This window comes from Thermosipho globiformans, assembly GCF_003990895.1.
GTDB lineage: Bacteria > Thermotogota > Thermotogae > Thermotogales > Fervidobacteriaceae > Thermosipho > Thermosipho japonicus.
This window is the reverse complement of record NZ_BHXD01000074.1, coordinates 1-211: the sequence shown is the minus strand read 5'-3', so window position 1 is coordinate 211 and position 211 is coordinate 1. Positions and strand designations below refer to the sequence as shown.

The following is a 211-nucleotide window of genomic DNA, read 5'->3' as shown; positions in this document are numbered from 1 at the left end:
TCCTATTTCAAAATCTAATAACACTTTTGCATTTGCTTCATATAATAGATGAAGTCTCTTTTTCTTTCCTCTAATTTTACTACTGTCAATAACTAGCAGTGTACTAAAAAGTCTTTTTAGTTTCTTACTTACTATCTTTTTTGATAATCTTTTCAATCTATAGTGTATTGTTTGCCTAGAAGGTAGATTATTTATTTTTATTCTTCCATCT

1 pseudogene is annotated in these 211 nt (G+C 26.1%); it reads right to left on the bottom strand.

From position 1 onward, the window contains the following. Positions 1-211 (bottom strand): annotated as a pseudogene (locus EO083_RS09850) (transposase); the annotation flags it as partial.